At 45.6% G+C, this 13,673-nt stretch carries 25 protein-coding genes and 2 pseudogenes; all 27 read left to right on the top strand.

Annotated features, from left to right (window positions below; all coding sequences use genetic code 11):
* Window positions 1–1,184, top strand: a 1,184-nt coding sequence (tuf, locus tag GKR74_RS07690; protein ID WP_154601249.1) for an elongation factor Tu, incomplete at its 5' end; no start/stop codon positions are given.
* Window positions 1,185–1,361: 177 nt separating this feature from the next.
* Complete coding sequence (gene bfd / locus GKR74_RS07685) at window positions 1,362–1,562, top strand: bacterioferritin-associated ferredoxin (protein WP_154603129.1); 201 nt, start codon at window positions 1,362–1,364, stop codon at window positions 1,560–1,562.
* 121 nt (window positions 1,563–1,683) lie between these two features.
* The gene (bfr, locus tag GKR74_RS07680; RefSeq protein ID WP_036955915.1) at window positions 1,684–2,157 is read left to right on the top strand and encodes a bacterioferritin; all 474 of its coding nucleotides are present in this window, start codon (window positions 1,684–1,686) and stop codon (window positions 2,155–2,157) included.
* A 322-nt stretch (window positions 2,158–2,479) separates the two neighbouring features.
* Entirely contained in the window at window positions 2,480–2,791 is a 312-nt protein-coding gene (rpsJ, locus tag GKR74_RS07675; protein ID WP_001181005.1) for a 30S ribosomal protein S10, read from the top strand.
* A gap of 32 nt (window positions 2,792–2,823) precedes the next feature.
* Window positions 2,824–3,453, top strand: coding sequence for a 50S ribosomal protein L3 (gene rplC / locus GKR74_RS07670; protein WP_036955911.1), 630 nt, complete (start codon window positions 2,824–2,826; stop codon window positions 3,451–3,453).
* A gap of 16 nt (window positions 3,454–3,469) precedes the next feature.
* A pseudogene (gene rplD / locus GKR74_RS07665) lies at window positions 3,470–4,072 on the top strand (50S ribosomal protein L4); the annotation flags it as partial.
* The gene (rplW, locus tag GKR74_RS07660) at window positions 4,072–4,374 is read left to right on the top strand and encodes a 50S ribosomal protein L23 (RefSeq protein ID WP_006657015.1); all 303 of its coding nucleotides are present in this window, start codon (window positions 4,072–4,074) and stop codon (window positions 4,372–4,374) included. The pseudogene rplD and the gene rplW, both read left to right, overlap by 1 nt.
* A 19-nt stretch (window positions 4,375–4,393) precedes the next feature.
* Window positions 4,394–5,218 (top strand): 50S ribosomal protein L2, encoded by an 825-nt coding sequence (rplB, locus tag GKR74_RS07655; protein WP_006657016.1) that lies wholly within the window; start codon window positions 4,394–4,396, stop codon window positions 5,216–5,218.
* Between the two features lie 14 nt (window positions 5,219–5,232).
* On the top strand, window positions 5,233–5,511 hold the full coding sequence (rpsS, locus tag GKR74_RS07650; RefSeq protein WP_004265426.1) for a 30S ribosomal protein S19: 279 nt from the start codon (window positions 5,233–5,235) through the stop codon (window positions 5,509–5,511).
* 15 nt (window positions 5,512–5,526) lie between these two features.
* Window positions 5,527–5,874: pseudogene (gene rplV / locus GKR74_RS07645) on the top strand (50S ribosomal protein L22).
* Between the two features lie 2 nt (window positions 5,875–5,876).
* Window positions 5,877–6,578: a 30S ribosomal protein S3 gene (gene rpsC / locus GKR74_RS07640; protein WP_004907131.1), complete on the top strand. Its 702-nt coding sequence runs from the start codon at window positions 5,877–5,879 to the stop codon at window positions 6,576–6,578.
* Between the two features lie 11 nt (window positions 6,579–6,589).
* A complete protein-coding gene (rplP, locus tag GKR74_RS07635) occupies window positions 6,590–7,000 on the top strand; it encodes a 50S ribosomal protein L16 (RefSeq protein WP_004926449.1) in 411 nt (136 codons plus the stop codon).
* Window positions 7,000–7,191: a 50S ribosomal protein L29 gene (gene rpmC, locus GKR74_RS07630; protein WP_006657017.1), complete on the top strand. Its 192-nt coding sequence runs from the start codon at window positions 7,000–7,002 to the stop codon at window positions 7,189–7,191. The genes rplP and rpmC overlap by 1 nt, the downstream gene beginning before the upstream one ends.
* Window positions 7,191–7,445 carry a 30S ribosomal protein S17 gene (gene rpsQ, locus GKR74_RS07625; protein ID WP_006657018.1) on the top strand — a complete coding sequence of 85 codons (255 nt, stop codon included), beginning with the start codon at window positions 7,191–7,193 and terminating at the stop codon, window positions 7,443–7,445. Before rpmC ends, rpsQ begins: the two co-directional genes overlap by 1 nt.
* A gap of 176 nt (window positions 7,446–7,621) precedes the next feature.
* The gene (rplN, locus tag GKR74_RS07620) at window positions 7,622–7,993 is read left to right on the top strand and encodes a 50S ribosomal protein L14 (protein ID WP_004265449.1); all 372 of its coding nucleotides are present in this window, start codon (window positions 7,622–7,624) and stop codon (window positions 7,991–7,993) included.
* Window positions 7,994–8,003: 10 nt separating this feature from the next.
* Window positions 8,004–8,318, top strand: a complete 315-nt coding sequence (gene rplX, locus GKR74_RS07615) for a 50S ribosomal protein L24 (protein ID WP_004265452.1) — start codon at window positions 8,004–8,006, stop codon at window positions 8,316–8,318.
* A gap of 15 nt (window positions 8,319–8,333) precedes the next feature.
* On the top strand, window positions 8,334–8,873 hold the full coding sequence (gene rplE, locus GKR74_RS07610) for a 50S ribosomal protein L5 (protein ID WP_006657019.1): 540 nt from the start codon (window positions 8,334–8,336) through the stop codon (window positions 8,871–8,873).
* 12 nt (window positions 8,874–8,885) lie between these two features.
* Entirely contained in the window at window positions 8,886–9,191 is a 306-nt protein-coding gene (gene rpsN, locus GKR74_RS07605; protein WP_004265458.1) for a 30S ribosomal protein S14, read from the top strand.
* Window positions 9,192–9,225: 34 nt separating this feature from the next.
* Entirely contained in the window at window positions 9,226–9,618 is a 393-nt protein-coding gene (gene rpsH / locus GKR74_RS07600; RefSeq protein WP_004907134.1) for a 30S ribosomal protein S8, read from the top strand.
* A gap of 14 nt (window positions 9,619–9,632) precedes the next feature.
* Entirely contained in the window at window positions 9,633–10,166 is a 534-nt protein-coding gene (gene rplF, locus GKR74_RS07595; RefSeq protein WP_006657020.1) for a 50S ribosomal protein L6, read from the top strand.
* A 9-nt stretch (window positions 10,167–10,175) separates the two neighbouring features.
* Entirely contained in the window at window positions 10,176–10,529 is a 354-nt protein-coding gene (rplR, locus tag GKR74_RS07590; protein ID WP_006816326.1) for a 50S ribosomal protein L18, read from the top strand.
* Window positions 10,530–10,543: 14 nt separating this feature from the next.
* Entirely contained in the window at window positions 10,544–11,044 is a 501-nt protein-coding gene (gene rpsE / locus GKR74_RS07585; RefSeq protein WP_006657022.1) for a 30S ribosomal protein S5, read from the top strand.
* Window positions 11,045–11,050: 6 nt separating this feature from the next.
* A complete protein-coding gene (gene rpmD / locus GKR74_RS07580) occupies window positions 11,051–11,230 on the top strand; it encodes a 50S ribosomal protein L30 (RefSeq protein ID WP_006657023.1) in 180 nt (59 codons plus the stop codon).
* 3 nt (window positions 11,231–11,233) lie between these two features.
* On the top strand, window positions 11,234–11,668 hold the full coding sequence (rplO, locus tag GKR74_RS07575; protein ID WP_006657024.1) for a 50S ribosomal protein L15: 435 nt from the start codon (window positions 11,234–11,236) through the stop codon (window positions 11,666–11,668).
* A 7-nt stretch (window positions 11,669–11,675) separates the two neighbouring features.
* The gene (gene secY, locus GKR74_RS07570) at window positions 11,676–13,001 is read left to right on the top strand and encodes a preprotein translocase subunit SecY (protein WP_006657025.1); all 1,326 of its coding nucleotides are present in this window, start codon (window positions 11,676–11,678) and stop codon (window positions 12,999–13,001) included.
* A 45-nt stretch (window positions 13,002–13,046) separates the two neighbouring features.
* Window positions 13,047–13,163 (top strand): 50S ribosomal protein L36, encoded by a 117-nt coding sequence (rpmJ, locus tag GKR74_RS07565; RefSeq protein WP_004265484.1) that lies wholly within the window; start codon window positions 13,047–13,049, stop codon window positions 13,161–13,163.
* Window positions 13,164–13,308: 145 nt separating this feature from the next.
* Window positions 13,309–13,665 (top strand): 30S ribosomal protein S13, encoded by a 357-nt coding sequence (gene rpsM, locus GKR74_RS07560; RefSeq protein WP_004907144.1) that lies wholly within the window; start codon window positions 13,309–13,311, stop codon window positions 13,663–13,665.
* Window positions 13,666–13,673 lie beyond the last annotated feature (8 nt).

Genomic DNA, 13,673 nt, shown 5'->3' with positions numbered 1-13,673 from the left:
TGTCTAAAGAAAAATTTGAACGTTCAAAACCGCACGTTAACGTTGGTACAATCGGCCACGTTGACCATGGTAAAACTACCCTGACAGCAGCAATCACTACTGTTCTGGCTAAAACTTACGGCGGTAACGCTCGTGCATTCGACCAAATCGATAACGCACCAGAAGAAAAAGCGCGTGGTATCACCATTTCTACTTCTCACGTAGAATATGACACTCCAACTCGCCACTACGCACACGTAGACTGCCCAGGTCACGCCGACTATGTTAAAAACATGATCACTGGTGCTGCGCAGATGGACGGTGCAATTCTGGTTGTTGCTGCGACTGATGGCCCAATGCCACAAACTCGTGAGCACATCCTGTTAGGTCGCCAAGTAGGTGTTCCTTACATCATCGTTTTCCTGAACAAATGTGACATGGTAGACGACGAAGAACTGTTAGAATTAGTTGAAATGGAAGTTCGTGAACTTCTGTCTCAATACGATTTCCCAGGCGACGACACTCCAGTTGTTCGCGGTTCAGCACTGAAAGCGCTGGAAGGCAACCCAGAGTGGGAAGCGAAAATTGTTGAATTAGCAGGCTACCTGGATTCTTACATCCCAGAACCAGAGCGTGCAATTGACAAGCCATTCCTGCTGCCAATCGAAGACGTATTCTCAATCTCTGGTCGTGGTACAGTAGTAACAGGCCGTGTTGAGCGTGGTATCATCAAAGTTGGTGAAGAAGTTGAAATCGTTGGTATCCAAGCAACGGCTAAAACAACTTGTACTGGCGTTGAAATGTTCCGTAAACTGCTGGACGAAGGTCGTGCGGGTGAGAACGTTGGTGTTCTGCTGCGTGGTACTAAGCGTGAAGAAATTCAACGTGGTCAAGTACTGGCTAAACCAGGTTCAATCAAGCCACACACCCAATTCGAATCAGAAGTTTATATTCTGAGCAAAGATGAAGGTGGTCGTCATACTCCATTCTTCAAAGGCTACCGTCCACAGTTCTACTTCCGTACAACTGACGTAACCGGTACTATCGAACTGCCAGAAGGCGTAGAGATGGTAATGCCAGGCGACAACATCAACATGATCGTGACTCTGATTCACCCAATCGCGATGGATGATGGTTTACGTTTCGCAATCCGTGAAGGTGGTCGTACTGTAGGTGCGGGTGTTGTTGCAAGAATCATTGCATAATACCGCTCTTTCTGAATAAGAAAGAACCACAGAAAAAGGGACGTCTCAGGACGTCCTTTTTGTTTTTATATAGCTCATTAATTTATTTTATTTTTTAAATATTGCAATTAATGATAATTGAAATGCCAATCATTTTCATTTAAACTTGCTGTATGTAATTTGTGCAGGTAAATGATCATGTATGTATGCCTTTGTGAAGCAATCACTGATAAACAAATCAAGAACGTGGCGCGTAAATATCACGTCACCTCTTTGAAAGGGCTACGTCAGATTTTGCCAGTAGGGCGCGAATGCGGAAAATGTATCCGACAAACGCGCGAGATTTTACAGGAAGAACTTCAGCATCTTGAAGAGCAATGTATTGAACACGTTGCATAACCCTTTCATATACCCCTCTATTGTTTTGTTAAAATTCGCCACGCAGATAACTGTGTAAATATTATTCATATCATCAATTTCAGTACTACACTTATAGGACTGGAAGCGATGGAGGATAAAAATGAAAGGCGATAAAAAAATGATAGCCCACTTAAATAAATTGCTGGGCAATGAACTTGTTGCAATTAATCAATATTTTCTACATGCCCGAATGTTTAAAAATTGGGGACTGACTAAACTCAATGAAATGGAATATCACGAATCGATTGATGAAATGAAACATGCGGATAAGTACATTGAGCGTATTTTATTTCTCGAAGGTATTCCGAATCTACAAGATCTAGGTAAGCTAAACATTGGTGAAGATGTCGAAGAGATGCTTGCTTCAGATTTGAAATTAGAACTTGATGGCGCCAAAAATTTAAAAGAAGCCATTAGTTATGCGGATTCAATTCATGATTATGTTAGTCGAGACTTAATGATAGAGATTCTTGCAGATGAAGAAAATCACATAGATTGGATTGAAACTCAGCTTGAATTGATCAAACGTTTAGGTATTCAAAACTATCTTCAGGCACAAGTTATCGAAGAATAGTTTTGTATGACTGGCGAAAACGTAATTAGGCTCAGTGATGGGCCTTTTTTATATCTGCTAAATTTGCACATCAGAAAATTCGCACATATTTTCCCCGATTGCTTGCGTTTCGCAATAAATTACGTATAATGCGCGGGCTTACTGATGAGTAAGCCCTAAATTTTAGGACTGAAATCTCAGTATTGAGTCAACGATTTGTTGCTCATTTAGACAATACTCCCGATATGGGGGTTACATCAAGAACGATTACACTCCCCTATCAATCGAAATGGGTGCGAGGAGTAATCATTTACGTTTATAAAATAGTTGGAGCTCTGGTCTCATGCAGAACCAAAGAATCCGTATCCGCCTGAAAGCTTTTGATCATCGTTTAATCGATCAATCAACTGCGGAAATCGTAGAGACTGCTAAGCGCACTGGTGCGCAAGTACGTGGTCCTATCCCGCTGCCGACACGTAAAGAGCGTTTTACCGTTCTGATCTCTCCGCACGTTAACAAAGACGCGCGTGATCAGTACGAAATTCGCACTCACAAACGTCTGGTTGACATCGTTGAGCCAACCGAGAAGACCGTTGATGCTCTGATGCGTCTGGATCTGGCTGCCGGCGTTGACGTGCAGATCAGCCTGGGTTAATCAGGTCGTCGAACGATTGAGAGGTTGAAACAATGATTGGTTTAGTCGGTAAGAAAGTGGGTATGACTCGTATCTTCACTGAAGATGGCGTTTCCATCCCTGTAACTGTTATCGAAATTGAAAATAACCGCGTTACTCAGGTTAAAACTGCAGAAACTGACGGTTACAATGCAATTCAGGTTACTACTGGTAGCAAAAAAGCTAACCGTGTAACTAAGCCTGAAGCAGGTCATTTCGCTAAAGCTGGCGTTGAAGCTGGCCGCATTCTGCGTGAATTCCGTACTGAAGAAGGTACTGAGTTTAACGTAGGTCAAAGCATTAGCGTTGAAATTTTCGCTGACGTTAAAAAAGTCGACGTTACTGGTACATCTAAAGGTAAAGGTTTTGCCGGCACAGTTAAGCGCTGGAATTTCCGTACTCAAGATGCTACTCACGGTAACTCCTTGTCTCACCGTGTTCCGGGTTCTATCGGTCAGAACCAGACTCCGGGCAAAGTGTTCAAAGGCAAGAAAATGGCAGGCCAACTGGGTAATGAACGTGTAACTGTTCAAAGCTTAGATGTAGTACGTGTTGACGCTGAGCGCAACCTGCTGCTGGTCAAAGGTGCTGTTCCAGGAGCAACTGGTAGCAACCTGATCGTAAAACCGGCTGTCAAGGCTTAACGTCGAGGAGATAGGAATGGAATTGGTAATGAAAGACGCGCAAAGCGCGCTGACTGTTTCCGAAACTACCTTCGGGCGTGATTTCAATGAAGCGCTTGTTCACCAAGTAGTTGTTGCGTATGCAGCTGGTGCTCGTCAAGGTACTCGTGCTCAGAAAACTCGTGCTGAAGTTTCTGGTTCTGGTAAAAAACCATGGCGTCAAAAAGGCACAGGCCGTGCACGTTCTGGTTCAATCAAGAGCCCAATCTGGCGCTCTGGTGGTGTTAGCTTCGCAGCTAAACCACAGGACCACAGTCAAAAAGTTAATAAGAAGATGTACCGTGGTGCTCTGAAAAGCATCCTGTCTGAATTGGTACGTCAAGATCGTCTGATCGTTGTCGAACAGTTCTCTGTAGAAGCACCTAAAACTAAGCTGCTGGCACAGAAACTGAAAGATATGGCTCTGCAAGATGTTCTGATCATCACTGCTGAATTAGATGAAAATCTGTTCTTAGCAGCACGTAACCTGTACAAGGTTGACGTTCGTGATGCAGCAGGTATCGACCCAGTTAGCCTGATTGCTTTCGACAAAGTGGTTATGACTGCTGATGCTGTGAAGCAAGTTGAGGAGATGCTGGCATGATCCGTGAAGAACGTCTGCTACAAGTACTGCGCGCGCCGCACGTATCTGAAAAAGCTTCTACAGCGATGGAAAAAAGCAACACCATCGTTCTCAAAGTTGCAAAAGACGCAACTAAAGCAGAAATCAAAGCTGCTGTACAGAAACTGTTTGAAGTTGAAGTTGAAGGTGTTAACACTTTGCTGGTAAAAGGCAAAACTAAACGCCACGGTCAGCGTTCTGGTCGTCGTAGTGACTGGAAAAAAGCTTACGTTACGCTGAAAGAAGGCCAGAATCTGGACTTCGTTAGCGGCGCAGAGTAAGTCGGAGGAGTAAAGAACAATGGCAGTTGTTAAATGTAAACCTACGTCTCCGGGCCGTCGCCACGTTGTTAAAGTGGTTAACCCTGAGCTGCATAAGGGTAAGCCTTATGCTCCGCTGTTAGAAAAAAACAGCAAATCCGGTGGTCGTAACAACAATGGCCGTATCACTACCCGTCATATCGGTGGTGGCCATAAGCAGCATTATCGTTTAGTTGACTTCAAACGCAACAAAGACGGTATCCCTGCAGTTGTTGAACGTTTGGAATATGATCCAAATCGTTCTGCGAACATTGCACTGGTACTATATAAAGACGGTGAACGTCGTTATATTCTTGCACCAAAAGGCCTGAAAGCTGGTGACCAGATTCAATCTGGCGTTGATTCAGCTATCAAAGCTGGTAACGCACTGCCAATGCGCAACATCCCTGTTGGTTCTACAGTTCATAACATCGAACTGAAACCAGGTAAAGGTGGTCAGTTAGCGCGTTCAGCAGGTACTTACGCTCAAATCGTTGCTCGTGATGGTGCTTATGTCACCCTGCGTCTGCGTTCTGGTGAAATGCGTAAAGTTTTAGCTGATTGCCGTGCAACCTTAGGTGAAGTTGGTAACGCTGAACACATGTTACGAGTTCTTGGTAAAGCTGGTGCTAGCCGCTGGCGTGGTATTCGTCCTACCGTTCGCGGTACTGCGATGAACCCAGTTGACCATCCACATGGTGGTGGTGAAGGCCGTAACTTTGGTAAACACCCAGTAACACCATGGGGCGTTCAGACCAAAGGTAAGAAAACTCGTAGTAACAAGCGTACTGATCAATTCATCGTACGTCATCGTTCTAAAAAATAATTAGAGGATAAGCCATGCCACGTTCTCTCAAGAAAGGTCCTTTTATTGACCTGCACTTGCTGAAGAAGGTAGAGAAAGCGGTGGAAAGCGGAGACAAGAAGCCTCTCAAGACTTGGTCCCGTCGTTCAACGATCTTTCCTAATATGATCGGATTGACCATCGCTGTCCATAATGGTCGTCAGCATGTTCCAGTATTCGTAACCGACGAAATGGTTGGTCACAAACTGGGTGAATTCGCACCGACTCGCACTTATCGCGGCCACGCGGCAGATAAGAAAGCTAAGAAACGTTAAGGATAGGAGGAAGAGATGGAAACTTTAGCTATGCATCGCCACGCTCGTTCTTCTGCCCAGAAGGTTCGCTTAGTAGCCGACCTGATTCGCGGTAAGAAAGTGTCGCAAGCTCTGGAAATTCTGACCTACACCAACAAGAAAGCTGCTGGTTTAGTGAAGAAAGTACTGGAATCTGCTATTGCTAACGCAGAGCAAAACGATGGCGCTGACATTGATGACCTGAAAGTTGCGAAAATTTTCGTAGACGAAGGTCCAACTATGAAACGCATCATGCCGCGTGCGAAAGGCCGTGCAGATCGTATTCTTAAGCGCACCAGCCACATTACTGTGGTTGTGTCCGATCGCTGAGACTCTGGAGACTAGCAATGGGTCAGAAAGTACATCCTAATGGTATTCGCCTGGGTATTGTCAAACCTTGGAACTCTACTTGGTATGCGAATACTAATGAATTCGCTGACAACCTAGACAGCGACTTTAAAGTACGCCAGTACTTGAATAAAGAATTGGCAAAAGCGTCAATTTCACGCATCGTAATCGAGCGTCCTGCTAAAAGCATCCGTGTGACTATTCACACTGCTCGCCCAGGTATCGTTATCGGTAAGAAAGGTGAAGACGTTGAAAAACTGCGTAAAACAGTAGCGGATATCGCTGGTGTTCCTGCGCAAATCAATATCGCCGAAGTTCGTAAACCAGAACTGGACGCTAAATTAGTTGCTGACAGCATCTCTTCACAGCTGGAACGTCGTGTTATGTTCCGTCGTGCTATGAAGCGTGCAGTACAGAACGCAATGCGTCTGGGCGCTAAAGGTATCAAAGTTGAAGTCAGTGGCCGTTTAGGCGGTGCTGAAATCGCTCGTACCGAGTGGTATCGTGAAGGCCGTGTGCCACTGCACACATTACGTGCTGACATCGATTACAACACTTCAGAAGCGCACACCACTTATGGTGTTCTCGGCGTTAAGGTATGGATCTTCAAAGGTGAGATTCTGGGTGGTATGGCTGCAGTTGAACAAGCTGAGAAACCAGCTGCTCAACCTAAAAAGCAGCAGCGTAAAGGCCGCAAGTAAGGAGCGTCGCTATGTTACAACCAAAGCGTACAAAATTCCGTAAGGTGCACAAAGGCCGCAACCGTGGTCTGGCGCAAGGTACGGATGTTAGCTTCGGCACTTTCGGTCTTAAAGCTGTTGGCCGTGGTCGTCTGACTGCACGTCAGATCGAAGCGGCACGTCGTGCTATGACCCGTGCTGTTAAGCGTCAAGGTAAAATCTGGATTCGTGTATTCCCAGACAAGCCAATCACTGAAAAGCCACTCGAAGTTCGTATGGGTAAAGGTAAAGGTAACGTAGAATATTGGGTTGCCTTAATTCAGCCTGGTAAAGTCCTGTATGAAATGGACGGTGTGCCTGAAGAGCTGGCTCGTGAAGCATTCTCTCTGGCAGCAGCGAAACTGCCTATCAAAACCACCTTTGTAACTAAGACGGTGATGTAATGAAAGCACAAGAGCTGCGCGAAAAAAGCGTAGAAGAGCTGAACGCTGAACTTTTAAACCTGTTACGTGAGCAATTTAACTTACGTATGCAGGCTGCGAGTGGTCAGCTGCAACAGTCTCATCTAATGAAACAAGTGCGTCGTGATATCGCACGCGTGAAGACTTTACTGACTGAGAAGGCAGGTGCGTAATGAACGATAAAATCCGTACTCTGCAAGGTCGTGTAGTTAGTGACAAAATGGAGAAATCTATTGTTGTTGCTATCGAGCGTATGGTGAAACACCCTCTGTATGGTAAATTCATCCGTCGTACGACTAAATTGCACGTACATGACGAGAACAATGAATGTGGAATTGGTGACGTGGTAGAAATCCGCGAAACTCGTCCACTGTCTAAGACTAAGTCTTGGGCCTTAGTTCGCGTTGTAGAAAAAGCTGTTCTGTAATAGAATAGATTTTTCGTGATGAATAAACGGCTCTTTTTGATCGAGCCGTTTATTTTTTCCTGTCCAACACGAAGATGTGGTGTTATAATGCCGCGCCCTCGTAGTATGGGTATATTTGAACGGCCTCTTCATAATGAGGTGGCTCAGTAGTAGTTGACATTTAGCGGAGCACTAAAATGATCCAAGAACAGACTATGCTGAACGTGGCCGACAACTCCGGTGCACGTCGCGTAATGTGTATCAAGGTTCTAGGTGGCTCGCACCGTCGCTATGCACATGTAGGCGACATCATTAAAATTACTGTTAAGGAAGCAATTCCACGCGGTAAAGTTAAAAAGGGTGATGTCCTGAAAGCGGTAGTGGTGCGCACCAAGAAGGGTGTACGTCGCCCTGACGGTTCTGTCATTCGCTTCGATGGTAATGCTTGTGTGTTATTAAACAATAACAGTGAGCAAGTAATCGGTACGCGTATTTTTGGGCCGGTAACTCGTGAACTTCGTAATGAGAAGTTTATGAAAATTATCTCTCTGGCACCTGAAGTACTCTAAGGAGCGAACTATGGCAGCGAAAATCCGTCGTGATGACGAAGTTATCGTGCTAACTGGGAAAGACAAAGGTAAGCGCGGTAAAGTAAAGCAGGTTATTTCTTCTAGTAAAGTTATCGTTGAAGGTATCAATCTGGTTAAAAAACATCAGAAGCCAGTTCCGGCTCTGAACCAACCAGGTGGCATCGTTGAAAAAGAAGCGGCTATTCAAGTTTCTAACGTTGCAATCTTTAACGCGGCAACTGGCAAGGCTGACCGTGTAGGCTTTAGATTCGAAGACGGCAAAAAAGTCCGTTTCTTCAAATCTAACAGTGAAACTATCAAGTAATTTTTGGAGTATACGATGGCGAAACTGCATGATTACTATAAAGACGAAGTAGTTAATAAACTCATGACTGAGTTTAACTACACTTCTGTCATGCAAGTCCCTCGGGTCGAGAAGATCACCCTGAATATGGGTGTTGGTGAAGCGATCGCTGATAAAAAACTGCTGGATAACGCAGCAGCTGACTTAACAGCAATCTCTGGTCAAAAACCATTGATCACCAAAGCACGCAAATCTGTTGCAGGCTTCAAAATCCGTCAGGGCTATCCAATCGGCTGTAAAGTAACTCTGCGTGGCGAACGCATGTGGGAGTTCCTTGAGCGTCTGATTTCTATTGCTGTACCACGTATTCGTGACTTCCGTGGCTTGTCCGCTAAGTCTTTCGATGGTCGCGGTAACTACAGCATGGGTGTACGTGAACAAATCATCTTCCCTGAAATCGATTACGATAAAGTGGATCGTGTACGTGGTTTAGATATTACTATCACCACTACTGCGAAATCTGATGATGAAGGTCGCGCACTGTTAGCAGCGTTCAACTTCCCGTTCCGCAAGTAAGGCAGGTTACTCATGGCTAAGAAATCTATGAAAGCGCGTGATGTTAAGCGTGCTAAATTAGCTGAGAAATTCTTCGCAAAACGCGTAGAACTGAAAGCTATCATCTCTGATGTTAAAGCATCTGATGAAGATCGCTGGGACGCTGTTCTCAAGCTGCAAACACTGCCACGTGATTCAAGTCCTTCTCGTCAGCGTAACCGCTGCCGTCAAACTGGGCGTCCGCATGGTTTCCTGCGGAAATTTGGTCTGAGCCGTATTAAAGTCCGTGAAGCCGCTATGCGCGGTGAAATCCCGGGCCTTAAAAAGGCTAGTTGGTAATTGTCACCATATTGAATCACGGGAGTAAAGACAGATGAGCATGCAAGATCCCATCGCGGATATGCTGACCCGTATCCGTAACGGTCAGGCCGCGAATAAAGTTGCGGTCACCATGCCTTCCTCCAAGCTGAAAGTGGCGATTGCCAAAGTGCTGAAGGAAGAAGGTTATATTGAAGATTTTAAAATTGAAGGCGACATCAAGCCAGAATTGGAACTGACTTTACGTTATTTCCAAGGTAAGGCTGTCGTAGAAAGCATCCAGCGTGTAAGCCGCCCAAGTCTGCGCATCTATAAGAAAAAAGATGAGCTGCCACAAGTTATGGCTGGCTTAGGTATCGCTGTTGTTTCTACCTCTAAAGGTGTCATGACTGATCGTGCAGCTCGCCAAGCTGGTCTTGGTGGCGAGATTCTCTGCTACGTAGCTTAATTCGGGAGGAAAGAATGTCTCGTGTGGCAAAAGCACCCGTCGTCATTCCTGCCGGCGTAGAGGTAAAACTCAACGGTCAGGTTATTTCGATCAAGGGTAAAAACGGCGAGCTTACTCGTACTATCCATAATGCAGTTGAAGTTAAACATGAAGATGGCCACTTAACTTTCGCTCCGCGCGAAGGTTTTGCTGATGCATGGGCACAAGCGGGTACTTCTCGCTCACTGCTGAATGCAATGGTTATCGGTGTTACCGAAGGCTTCACCAAAAAACTTCAACTGGTCGGTGTTGGTTACCGTGCAGCAATCAAAGGCAATGCAGTAAGCTTGTCTTTAGGTTTCTCGCATCCGGTTGAACACGCACTGCCAGCAGGCATTACTGCTGAATGTCCAACACAAACTGAAATCGTACTGAAAGGTGCGGATAAGCAAGTGATTGGTCAAGTAGCGGCAGAACTGCGTGCTTACCGTCGTCCTGAGCCTTATAAAGGTAAAGGTGTTCGTTACGCCGATGAAATCGTGCGTACTAAAGAGGCTAAGAAGAAGTAAGGTAACACTATGGATAAGAAAGCAGCTCGTATCCGTCGTGCGACCCGCGCACGCCGCAAGATCCAAGAGTTGGGTGCGACTCGCCTGGTGGTACATCGTACTCCACGCCATATTTATGCGCAGGTTATTGCACCTAACGGTTCTGAAACATTGGTTGCCGCTTCTACTACAGAAAAAGCTATCAATGAGCAAGTGAAATTCACTGGAAACAAAGATGCAGCAGCAGCAGTTGGTAAATTAATTGCTGAGCGTGCACTGGAAAAAGGCATCACTGTTGTTGCTTTTGACCGTTCTGGTTTCCAATATCATGGTAGAGTCCAGGCACTGGCAGATGCTGCCCGTGAAGCTGGCCTTCAGTTCTAAGGTAGAGGTGTAAGATGTCTCACATCGAAAAACAAGCTGGCGAACTGCAGGAAAAGCTGATCGCGGTAAACCGCGTAGCTAAAACCGTTAAAGGTGGCCGTATTTTCAGCTTTACCGCACTGACTGTAGTTGGTGATGGTAACGGTCGCGTTGGTTTTGGTTACGGCAAAGCGCGCGAAGTTCCGGCAGCAATCCAGAAAGCGATGGAAAAAGCCCGTCGCAGTATGAAAACCGTTGCTCTAAACAACGGCACATTATTCCACCCAGTGAAAGGTACACACACCGGTTCTCGCGTGTTTATGCAACCTGCTCACGAAGGTACCGGTATTATTGCCGGTGGTGCAATGCGTGCTGTTTTAGAGGTAGCTGGAGTTCGCAACGTACTGGCTAAAACCTATGGTTCCACTAACCCAATCAACGTGGTTCGTGCAACACTGGATGCTTTAGACAGCATGAAGTCTCCAGAAATGGTCGCAGCTAAGCGTGGAAAATCCGTCGAAGAAATTCTGGGGTAATCAGCCATGGCTAAGACTATTAAAATTACACAAGTTCGCAGTTCAATCGGTCGTCTGCCGAAACACAAGGCAACACTGGTCGGTTTAGGTCTGCGTCGCATTGGTCATACAGTAGAGCGCGAGGATACTCCTGCTGTCCGTGGTATGATCAACTTGGTTTCCTACATGGTTAAAGTTGAGGAGTAAGAGATGCGTTTAAATACTCTGTCTCCGGCTGAAGGTGCCAAGCACGCGCCTAAACGCGTAGGTCGTGGTATCGGTTCTGGTCTGGGTAAAACCGGCGGCCGTGGTCACAAAGGTCAGAAGTCTCGTTCTGGCGGTGGCGTACGTCGTGGTTTCGAAGGTGGCCAGATGCCTTTATACCGTCGTTTACCGAAATTCGGTTTCACTTCACGTAAAGCAATGATCACTGCGGAAATCCGTCTGTCTGATTTTGCTTCTGTTGAAGGCGATGTTATTGATCTGAACGCACTGAAAGCCGCGAACGTTATTGACATCCAGATTGAATACGCAAAAGTTATTCTGTCTGGCGAAGTGAATCGTGCAGTTACTGTACGTGGCCTTCGTGTTACTAAAGGTGCTCGCGCTGCAATCGAAGCTGCCGGCGGTAAAATTGAGGAATAAGTGACAGATGGCTAAACAACCAGGATTAGATTTCCAAAGTGCCAAAGGTGGAGCTGGCGAACTAAAACGCAGACTTTTGTTTGTTATTGGGGCGCTAATTGTTTTCCGAATTGGTTCTTTTATTCCAATCCCTGGTATTGATGCCACTGTGCTTGCCAAATTGCTCGAACAGCAACAAGGCACCATCATTGAAATGTTTAACATGTTCTCTGGTGGTGCTCTTAGCCGTGCTTCTATCTTTGCTCTGGGTATCATGCCGTATATTTCGGCATCGATCATTGTCCAGTTATTATCTGTGGTTAACCCACGATTAGCAGAGATCAAGAAGGAAGGAGAAGCAGGTCGTCGGAAGATAAGCCAATATACTCGCTGGGGTACTCTGGTATTAGCAATATTCCAATCTATTGGTATTGCAATGGGTCTACCGAATATGCCAGGGATGCAGGGATTAGTTCTTGATCCAGGCCTCCCATTCTACTTCACGGCAGTTGTTAGCTTAGTCACAGGGACTATGTTCCTTATGTGGTTAGGTGAGCAGATAACTGAAAGAGGTATCGGTAACGGTATTTCAATTATTATCTTCGCTGGTATCGTTGCGGGTCTCCCGCCGGCTATTGGCCATACCATCGAGCAAGCTCGGCAAGGCGATCTGCACTTCCTCCTGTTGCTGTTGGTTGCGGTATTAGTATTCGCGGTAACTTTCTTTGTAGTGTTTATGGAACGTGGTCAACGTCGTATCGTCGTAAACTACGCTAAACGCCAACAAGGACGCCGTGTCTACGCTGCACAAAGTACACATTTACCGTTAAAAGTGAATATGGCGGGTGTAATTCCTGCAATTTTTGCTTCCAGTATCATACTATTCCCGGGTACAATAGCGTCTTGGTTTGGTGATGGAACTGGTTGGGACTGGCTGACTACAGTATCTATGTACTTACAGCCTGGACAACCGTTATATGTGTTGCTTTATGCCTCTGCGATCATCTTCTTCTGTTTCTTCTATACTGCGTTGGTTTTCAACCCAAGAGAAACAGCAGATAACCTGAAGAAGTCCGGTGCATTTGTACCAGGAATTCGTCCGGGAGAGCAAACGGCCAAGTACATCGATAAGGTAATGACACGATTAACATTAGTCGGCGCTCTTTATATTACCTTTATCTGCCTAATCCCGGAGTTCATGCGTGACGCAATGAAAGTACCTTTTTACTTTGGTGGTACTTCCCTCTTAATCGTGGTTGTCGTTATCATGGACTTTATGGCTCAAGTGCAAACTCTGATGATGTCAAGTCAGTATGAGTCTGCATTGAAGAAAGCAAATCTAAAAGGTAAATAATCACGCGAGTGATTATGGTTTGCTTAGAAGTTACGGAGAGTAAAAATGAAAGTTCGTGCTTCCGTCAAGAAATTATGCCGTAACTGCAAAATTATTCGTCGCAATGGTAGCGTTCGTGTGATTTGCAGTGTTGAGCCAAGACATAAACAACGTCAAGGCTAAGAAAAAGCATTTTTTTCTTGCAAAGTTGGGTTGAGCTGGCTAAATTAGCCAGCCAATCTTTTTTATCTAAGATACATTATTGTTTGAGTATCCTGAAAACGGGCTTTTCAGCACAGTAATGTATATTTTAACTTAGGAGTGCATAGTGGCCCGTATAGCAGGCATTAACATTCCTGATCATAAACATACCGTAATCGCTTTAACATCGATTTTCGGCATCGGCAAAACTCGTTCACAGGCTATCTGTGAAGCAACTGGTATTGCTGAAAATGTTAAGATCAGTGAGCTGTCTGAAGAACAAATCGACAAGCTGCGTGACGAAGTTGCTAAATATGTTGTAGAAGGTGACTTACGCCGTGAAATTACCCTGAGCATCAAGCGTCTGATGGACCTTGGATGTTACCGTGGTTTACGTCATCGTCGTGGTCTTCCTGTGCGCGGACAGCGTACTAAGACTAACGCTCGTACCCGTAAGGGTCCGCGTAAGCCGATCAAGAAATAAGTCGGGGT

It is taken from the genome of Providencia sp. wls1914, from assembly GCF_009706645.1.
Lineage (GTDB): Bacteria > Pseudomonadota > Gammaproteobacteria > Enterobacterales > Enterobacteriaceae > Providencia > Providencia zhijiangensis.
The sequence above is the reverse complement of the archived record's forward strand: the minus strand, read 5'-3'. Positions and strand labels throughout refer to the sequence as shown.

Coding starts and splice junctions, on each gene's coding strand:
- bfd (WP_154603129.1), top strand. CDS start 1,362: ATGTATGTATGCCTTTGTGAAGCAATCACTGATAAACAAATCAAGAAC.
- bfr (WP_036955915.1), top strand. CDS start 1,684: ATGAAAGGCGATAAAAAAATGATAGCCCACTTAAATAAATTGCTGGGC.
- rpsJ (WP_001181005.1), top strand. CDS start 2,480: ATGCAGAACCAAAGAATCCGTATCCGCCTGAAAGCTTTTGATCATCGT.
- rplC (WP_036955911.1), top strand. CDS start 2,824: ATGATTGGTTTAGTCGGTAAGAAAGTGGGTATGACTCGTATCTTCACT.
- rplW (WP_006657015.1), top strand. CDS start 4,072: ATGATCCGTGAAGAACGTCTGCTACAAGTACTGCGCGCGCCGCACGTA.
- rplB (WP_006657016.1), top strand. CDS start 4,394: ATGGCAGTTGTTAAATGTAAACCTACGTCTCCGGGCCGTCGCCACGTT.
- rpsS (WP_004265426.1), top strand. CDS start 5,233: ATGCCACGTTCTCTCAAGAAAGGTCCTTTTATTGACCTGCACTTGCTG.
- rpsC (WP_004907131.1), top strand. CDS start 5,877: ATGGGTCAGAAAGTACATCCTAATGGTATTCGCCTGGGTATTGTCAAA.
- rplP (WP_004926449.1), top strand. CDS start 6,590: ATGTTACAACCAAAGCGTACAAAATTCCGTAAGGTGCACAAAGGCCGC.
- rpmC (WP_006657017.1), top strand. CDS start 7,000: ATGAAAGCACAAGAGCTGCGCGAAAAAAGCGTAGAAGAGCTGAACGCT.
- rpsQ (WP_006657018.1), top strand. CDS start 7,191: ATGAACGATAAAATCCGTACTCTGCAAGGTCGTGTAGTTAGTGACAAA.
- rplN (WP_004265449.1), top strand. CDS start 7,622: ATGATCCAAGAACAGACTATGCTGAACGTGGCCGACAACTCCGGTGCA.
- rplX (WP_004265452.1), top strand. CDS start 8,004: ATGGCAGCGAAAATCCGTCGTGATGACGAAGTTATCGTGCTAACTGGG.
- rplE (WP_006657019.1), top strand. CDS start 8,334: ATGGCGAAACTGCATGATTACTATAAAGACGAAGTAGTTAATAAACTC.
- rpsN (WP_004265458.1), top strand. CDS start 8,886: ATGGCTAAGAAATCTATGAAAGCGCGTGATGTTAAGCGTGCTAAATTA.
- rpsH (WP_004907134.1), top strand. CDS start 9,226: ATGAGCATGCAAGATCCCATCGCGGATATGCTGACCCGTATCCGTAAC.
- rplF (WP_006657020.1), top strand. CDS start 9,633: ATGTCTCGTGTGGCAAAAGCACCCGTCGTCATTCCTGCCGGCGTAGAG.
- rplR (WP_006816326.1), top strand. CDS start 10,176: ATGGATAAGAAAGCAGCTCGTATCCGTCGTGCGACCCGCGCACGCCGC.
- rpsE (WP_006657022.1), top strand. CDS start 10,544: ATGTCTCACATCGAAAAACAAGCTGGCGAACTGCAGGAAAAGCTGATC.
- rpmD (WP_006657023.1), top strand. CDS start 11,051: ATGGCTAAGACTATTAAAATTACACAAGTTCGCAGTTCAATCGGTCGT.
- rplO (WP_006657024.1), top strand. CDS start 11,234: ATGCGTTTAAATACTCTGTCTCCGGCTGAAGGTGCCAAGCACGCGCCT.
- secY (WP_006657025.1), top strand. CDS start 11,676: ATGGCTAAACAACCAGGATTAGATTTCCAAAGTGCCAAAGGTGGAGCT.
- rpmJ (WP_004265484.1), top strand. CDS start 13,047: ATGAAAGTTCGTGCTTCCGTCAAGAAATTATGCCGTAACTGCAAAATT.